Source organism: Anaplasma phagocytophilum, from assembly GCF_023476575.1.
In the GTDB taxonomy this organism is placed as follows: domain Bacteria; phylum Pseudomonadota; class Alphaproteobacteria; order Rickettsiales; family Anaplasmataceae; genus Anaplasma; species Anaplasma phagocytophilum_A.
The window spans coordinates 1-7,440 of sequence record NZ_JAHLEX010000064.1 but is presented as its reverse complement, the minus strand read 5'-3'; the positions used below and the strand labels follow the sequence as shown (position 1 = coordinate 7,440).

Here is a 7,440-nt window from a genome sequence, read left to right as displayed (position 1 = left end):
GAGCCCAAATCTTTGAAGAACTCAGTTTCAGTTACGGGTTCTGTAAAAGTAAAAGCTGCTGCTTTTGAGTCTCAGGCACAAAGTAACGGTGAGATTAAAAACAAGCCTGCTGTAAAGCCTAAGCCTATTGCAAAAGTTGGTACTCTACAGAAATCTGATTCAGCTATAGGATCTTCTGCTCAAAGTAGTAGTATGCTGGAAAGTAAACCTACTACCCATCCCGAGCCCAAATCTTTGAAGAACTCAGTTTCAGTTACGGGTTCTGTAAAAGTAAAAGCTGCTGCTTTTGAGTCTCAGGCACAAAGTAACGGTGAGATTAAAAACAAGCCTGCTGTAAAGCCTAAGCCTAGCGTCCAATCTAGTGTTTCGCTGCAGCATTCTTCAACGACACAAAAAGAATGTACAAATGAGAAAAAAGAGCTTCCTAATGTGTTTAAAAAGTTCTCTGATTCTTCACAATTGTCAAGACTGGAAACGCTATTTGCTAATGCAGGCCCATCATCAAGTAAGCCTGTCAATGCGACCGCAACTGGTTCTGGAAGCAGCAAGCCCTCTTTCTCTTTGCTGAATAATGCTCCTGTAGAAAAGAGACAAATTGTTGCTCAAACTGACGCTAGTACTTCGGGTAACACAAACTCTAAATCATCTGTTGGCGTGGCACAACAAAGCAAGTCAGCGCCTACTAAAACCAAGTCTGTACTTGAAATAGCCCGCCAACTCGAAGAAGGAGGCCATGTGGCTAAGCTATTCGCTTCAAAAGGTAGTGCATCAACAATAGCACGTTCCTAGTTCTATCAAGGCAGCATCCTATAAATTAGGATGATCTAACACGCGCGCTGCACAGTTAATGTTGCTAACATGGATTGTGTGGCGCGTTTCTTGATTCTAAACTCAAATCAAACGCGCTCAGTATATCTTAATCCACCTCTAAACCTTAATCTAAATAACTCCTTTATAGTATTTCACTTCCCCTGACATATGACTTAGGTATGCTGAAGCGCGTGACATCCCTCGATTTTTAATGACAAGAGTTGATCTAACTTGTAACCAAACACACACTACGCACATTAAGGGGATATTTCAATTTGGTTATTGAATATTCTCTGAATACAAAACGGCTGATAATCATATAAAATCACTATAGGTAAATCCCTTTCAGAAAGGCTTACGTAAGGCAAGTTGCCTTTTAGTTAAAGTGTAAAAATCTATGTTGTTGCAGCACTAGATGTATACCGGATATAATACCTCGCTTGTCATTGTTTCCATGCATTTGATGAAGAAATCTCTACTTAGCACGGGCTAAGCGCTGATGTTAACATTAACACCCCAAGATCTATACTCTATAGACGGGTTAAAGAAAATAGATAATCTCTTTCAAGAAGAAGTTAAGCGGCATTGCCCAAACTTGCTTGAAAGGCTAATTGAAGCACGCTGTATTGGCGAAGGCGATGCAGAGCTTATAATAGAACTCGCCCACTTATTGGAAAGGTTTATCGCAAAAATATTCCATATTGAAGAAGAGCTAAAGACGTATCAAAAACTCCACGAAGAATTTCTAGATCTATATAAATGCAAAAGAAACTTCGTGCAGCGCTATGCCATAAAGAAGTTTCCTGATCAAAAAAGCCTAACTCTAAATGTTGAAGAAGACCTACTCAGTATCTTAAAAGTCCCTAACATACCCATCGATGAGAACATCTTTGCCAGCAAAGTAAACGCTTGGATGGAGGATAAAGAACAGTATGAACATCAGCTCGATATAGCTGCCCAGTATGCTGCGTACATGGTCTATAGTGGCAGTAAATCTATTTTATTTCAGGTACCTCAAAAATACGAAACCGAAAATCTCATACCAATAGATCGCGCGTGTTTGAGCAACAACATAGACGTTACCGTAGCAAAAAGTTGCCTTATCAAAGAACGTATAGGCTTTAATATTGCAAACCCTCCTTCGGCAAATAAAGCATTGAATGAAGTACATTACTGCATTTTGTGTCACAAGCAAAAGCGTGACAGTTGCTCAAAGGGAATGATAGACAAACAAGGCATTGTGAAAGCATCCCCTTTACAGGTTTTGATGACTGGATGCCCATTGAAAGTCAAAATTTCAGAAACAAATCTATTAAAAAGCCAGGGACTTGTCTTAGCACCACTTGCTGTGATTGCAGTAGATAACCCAATGTGCGCTCTTACTGGGCATAGAATATGTAATGACTGCTCCCGTGCCTGTATCTATCAAAAACAACAGCCTGTAGATGTACCTTCCATAGAGAGCTATATTCTGGATTCTGTTCTAAATTTACCTTATGGATTTGAGATATATTCCCTATTTACTAGATGGAATCCCCTCTCATTTACAAACATCCTTCCCAAGGAACCTACCTATAAAAACGTTCTTATAGTTGGGTTGGGGCCTGCTGGAATAGGTATAGCACACTATCTACTCAACGAAGGACATAGTGTAGTGGCGATAGACGGACTAAAAATTGACCCATTGCCAGAACATCTTTCAGGAGTTACAGAACACAATAAGAAGACTTCTTTTACGCTTATTAAAGACGCAAAAACTGAGCTTTTTGAACATCTTGACTATAGGCTAGCATACGGCTTTGGAGGGGTATCTGAATATGGCATTACTGCTAGATGGAGCAAAAATTATCTTAAAATAGCACGCATACTGCTTGAGCGCAGAGCAAACTTCACTATGCATGGCGGAGTAAGACTAGGCAGTACATTAAGCGCACATGATGCTTTTACCATAGGATTCCATCACATAGCACTAGCTACTGGAGCTGGCGCTCCTAAAATTCCTATGCTAAAAAACATGCTGGTAAAAGGAGTCATGACTGCTTCTTCTTTTCTCATGGCTCTACATCTTGGAAATGCAGCACATAAAGACTCAATTGCAAATTTACAAATCCGCTTACCTGCGATTGTAATCGGAGGAGGATTAACCGCAGTAGACGCAGCAACTGAACTACTTGCGTATTATCCCGTACAGGTTGAAAAATTTTTGCTACGATACGAGGTCCTGCTACAAGAATGTGCAACTAATACTTCAGAAATTTGCTGGTCGGACGAAGAACGCGAGATATTTAATGAGTTTATTGAACATGCTAGGCAGATCAGACGCGAAAAGGAACTAGCAATTGCCGAGCAAAGATCTCCTAACATTCTCAAACTTCTCCAAAAATGGGGAGGAGTTACTATAGTCTATAGAGGGAGTTTCTCATCATCAACCGCCTATAGACTGAATAGCGAGGAGTTGGAGCACGCCATGTCTGAAGGAATATATTTCGCTGAAAACCTGCAATTAGAAGAGATCGTAGTAGATAAGTATAATTCTGCTGCTGGCTTACAAGTACGTAGCATTGATAACGAAAAAAAGTACATCGCAGCAAAAAGCATAGTAGTCGCTATAGGCACAAATGAAAATTCTATAACTTTGGAAGAGTGTAAAATATATAATTCCCATGCTGCGTCAAGCGTAGATGCACAAGAAAATGTTCCTCTAGAAGAAAGTAACTTCTATATTTCTTCAGAAAAAACTATCAGCGTATTCGGTGACATACATCCATACTATAAAGGCAGCGTAGTCAAAGCTCTTGCAAGCGCTAAAAATGGCTATCTTTCCGTCACAAAGGCATTGGAAGATTTTCCAAAGTGTTCAGATAGCGAAGGTTTTTTTTCAAGCATAAATAGACTGTTTTCTTCGCAAATTGTTAAAGTTATCTCCTTGACCGATAACATAGTAGAGATAGTAGTGCGCTCACCTCTTGCTGCTGCAAATTTTCAACCTGGACAGTTCTACAGACTGCAAAACCTAGGAAGAAACAATCACCCCAACCTAGAGATGGAATGTCTTGCAGTAACAGGAGCATATGTAGATAAAGAGAATGGGTCAGTCTCTGTTATAGTATTAGATGTTGGCGGATCATCTAGACTGTGTAAACACTTACAACCTGGACAATCAATAAGCCTTATGGGACCCACAGGTTCTCCCACGCATATACCTCACAATGAGAATGTTATGCTCATCGGAGGCGGAGTAGGCAATGCCGTACTTTTCTCCATTGGTGAAGCAATGCTAACACAGCAGTGCAAAGTTCTATTTTTTGCTGGATTCAGATCTGAATCCAGCATTTTTGGAACGCCACAAATAGAATATGCGTCTGACGTAGCTGTATGGTGCTGTGAAACTGGCAAATTTCAGCCTAGGAGACCTGACGATAAATTCTTTCAAAGCAATATACTAGCCGCGATAAAAGCTTATTCTAATGATCCTCAAACTAAAATAACTTTAAATTCTATAGACAGGATAATTGTAGTAGGTTCTAGCGGAATGATGTCTGCTCTTCAAGGTGCTATTTCAGGAAAATTCAAACACATGTTTAAGTCTAACATTAAGATAGTAGCCTCTATAAATTCTCCTATGCAGTGTATGATGAAAGAAATATGCGGACAATGCATACAAAAGCATGTGGACCCACTAACAGGAGAAGAACGCTTTGTATACAGCTGCGTAAATCAAGATCAATGCGCTAACAAAGTTGATTTTGACTTCCTACAAGATAGATTAAAGCAAAACAGTGTCCTAGAAAAATGCACATCCATATGGGTTAGTCATTGCCTAAAGCAGGCATTCAGTACTGATCAATCGCAAAAAAGCACTCATGATTAATGTATTAGTTTAAAAAGACTCCATATTATCCTTGATATAAAGAAAAAGTTTATCTTTGCAGGCGCACTAAAAGACGTTTCGACATCACACATCCGTTTTCGCAGAATCAATCCCCAGAAATGTAATACTCTCTATTCTGCATCGTTTCGGGTCATTATATTTGCCATAATTACCGATGCAGATACAGCGTAACGGCATTGCTTGCTGAAAGAACTCAGTTTTTTCCAGCACTCTAAAAATTATTGATCCATAGCGCTCAAAAACCCACCTGTGTATAAACTGGAAACTCGTACTCGTACATAAAGCACTCTTAAGCGAGATACAGTACAATGCCGAAAAGTATCAAATCAATCGTTGGGAAGCCTAGCTTTATGCTCTCTCATCTATAATCATACGCTGTCCTCTATAGACATGTGCACCGCTTCTTTGTAATGAGCACCCAAAATGCAATGTACCTAATATATGCTGAAGATATTGGAAGTTTTCCCGCATCTTAACGTGCAGCTAGCAATTTTAAAGGACAAACCTTCTATATATGTCCTATATACTCAATACTATATAGTATACAAAGTAGTCGCACCATTATCGAAAAATTGTTGCATCGTTATAGCAAATATAGAACACATTTAAAAGATGCATTGCAATTTGAAAAACAAGTTCCTACAATTTGCGTGTTTACAGTAGCTAACGATGTGTTATGTGTTTTCCCAATATTCATAAGCAAGGGTATCCGTTTATAGCGATCGCGTTCGTGTTGACGTGCATTGGTTTCGCCTTTTCTTTCGGACTCGGAATGGTTTTTCAGATTATTACCGTACTTTGCGCGTGCTTCTTCCGTAATCCCGATCGCGTCGTTCCAGTGGACGATAAATTGATTATAAGTCCTGCAGACGGGTTAGTTACCTCTGTCACAGAGGTGGAATCTCCGATAGAAGCTGGAAAGATGGTAACTCGAGTAAGTGTGTTCTTGAGTATACTTAATGTGCATGTAAATCGCGCTCCTGTTTCAGGGTCGGTAAAGCTTGTTGAACACAGACCAGGTAGGTTTTCTCCTGCATGTACAGATGGCTCTACAAGTGAGAATGAAAGAGTTAGGTCCGTCATAGAATCTACGTTTGGTAATCACAATATCGTCATTGAGCAGGTTGCTGGCGTTATTGCTCGAAGGATAGTATGCGATTTGAAGGTGGGTGATAACGTAAAGCTTGGAAGCAGAATGGGTATCATCAGATTTGGCAGTAGAGTTAATGTCTATGTACCTGCGGGAGTGCCAGTTTTGGTAACTGAAGGCCATACCTTGGTAGGTGGAGAGACCATTATTGCTGATTTAGATAGCGAGCGTACTGCAGGATATCCTAGAGCAACTTTTGAAAAGGTGTAATTGCTAATTGTGAATTCGTGGTAACACTCCGGTAGGTTCTATTTATGGTTGTGCTGTTTCATGGGAGAAAGTGATATAAAGGAAAGAGGCGGTGATGGATACCTTCCTATAGTGAAGCTGTTCCCTAGTGTAGTAACGATGTTAGGGTTATGCGCTGGGTTGACTTCTATAAAGTGCACTTTCGCCGGAAATTGGGAACTAGCAGCCATATTAATAATTGTGGCTGCATTTATGGACGGAATAGATGGCAGAATAGCTCGTTTGCTTAATTCTGCCAGTGGTTTCGGTGCTCAGTTGGATTCTTTAGCGGATTTTTTGAATTTTGGCGTTGCTCCGGCATTTTTGCTATATTTTTGGCTGCTACGTGACATGAAGGTTATCGGATGGATGCTGGTGATGATTTTCGTGGTGTGCATGTCTATAAGGCTTGCTAGGTTTAATGTTTCCTTAAACCTAAAGAGAGAGAAGGATGATTGGAGAAAGTATTTCTTTGTGGGCGTGCCAGCGCCTATAGGTGCTGGTCTCTCACTTCTGCCTGTAATGCTTACTTTTAGCGATATTAATATTTCTTTGCTTGATGATGCATTGCAGAACAAGAATATTGTCGCGATCTACTTTGTGTTCGTTGCCTTTTTATCTGTGAGTAATATACCTACAGCTTCTGCTAAGTATCACAGTATACCTAAAAGGCTGTCTTACCTTTTCATTACACTTTTGGCTGTGCTAATGGTGCTGGCTATAACTAATCCCTGGATTACCTTTCCGATTATGGGTTTTACGTATCTTATCTCCATTCCCATCTTTGGGGTGTACTATATGCATGTTGATTCAAAGCGAAGGAGTATGGGAGAGGAAGATGCGGGAGTTTTGCTATTTGAAAATGATGAAGATGACGATAGCGTATAGCAGCCCGTTGGGAAGTAAGCTTATATTTTCCTACATTTAACATGCTTTTGTTGATGGATAGTCTGACAGTGTGCGCCTATGCAGATGCTATTTTTGAAATCGCTGACACTTCTCTATAGCGCTTTCTAGAAATGCCAATGTTTAGGTTTTCCACGTGGAGCACTACTATCTTATGGGGATTGTAAAAATTATAAAAACGGACTGAAAAGAAATAAAAAACTATTAGAAAGGTAAGATTATAAGCCGCCAGACTCTACGAGATATTTCTGCGAAAACGAATAGCGATACATTCTGGCGTCAGAACTTTCTATATCTAAAGAACTTACAGAAAAAATTCATAAACAAGACTAACCTTGTGTTTCTTGAATAAGGAAGCTATCTCCTTACTAATCCTGAGATCATCTGTTTTATACAGTTCCTTTATTCTTAAAACCTCTGGCTGTAGCCTTTTGAGCTTGAACATTGAAACGTA

4 protein-coding genes are annotated in these 7,440 nt (G+C 39.8%); all 4 read left to right on the top strand.

Translation table 11 applies throughout. The features are described 5' to 3' along the window. A partial coding sequence (locus tag KPX09_RS03700) for a hypothetical protein (RefSeq protein ID WP_249549046.1) occupies positions 1–789 on the top strand: 789 nt, incomplete at its 5' end. Positions 790–1,309: 520 nt separating this feature from the next. Next, positions 1,310–4,681: an FAD-dependent oxidoreductase gene (locus KPX09_RS03695; RefSeq protein WP_249549045.1), complete on the top strand. Its 3,372-nt coding sequence runs from the start codon at positions 1,310–1,312 to the stop codon at positions 4,679–4,681. 697 nt (positions 4,682–5,378) lie between these two features. Continuing rightward, on the top strand, positions 5,379–6,062 hold the full coding sequence (locus KPX09_RS03690) for a phosphatidylserine decarboxylase (protein WP_249549044.1): 684 nt from the start codon (positions 5,379–5,381) through the stop codon (positions 6,060–6,062). Between the two features lie 60 nt (positions 6,063–6,122). Next, the gene (gene pssA, locus KPX09_RS03685; protein WP_249549043.1) at positions 6,123–6,968 is read left to right on the top strand and encodes a CDP-diacylglycerol--serine O-phosphatidyltransferase; all 846 of its coding nucleotides are present in this window, start codon (positions 6,123–6,125) and stop codon (positions 6,966–6,968) included. The last annotated feature ends 472 nt before the right edge of the window (positions 6,969–7,440 follow it).

Coding starts and splice junctions, on each gene's coding strand:
- KPX09_RS03695 (WP_249549045.1), top strand. CDS start 1,310: ATGTTAACATTAACACCCCAAGATCTATACTCTATAGACGGGTTAAAG.
- KPX09_RS03690 (WP_249549044.1), top strand. CDS start 5,379: ATGTGTTTTCCCAATATTCATAAGCAAGGGTATCCGTTTATAGCGATC.
- pssA (WP_249549043.1), top strand. CDS start 6,123: ATGGGAGAAAGTGATATAAAGGAAAGAGGCGGTGATGGATACCTTCCT.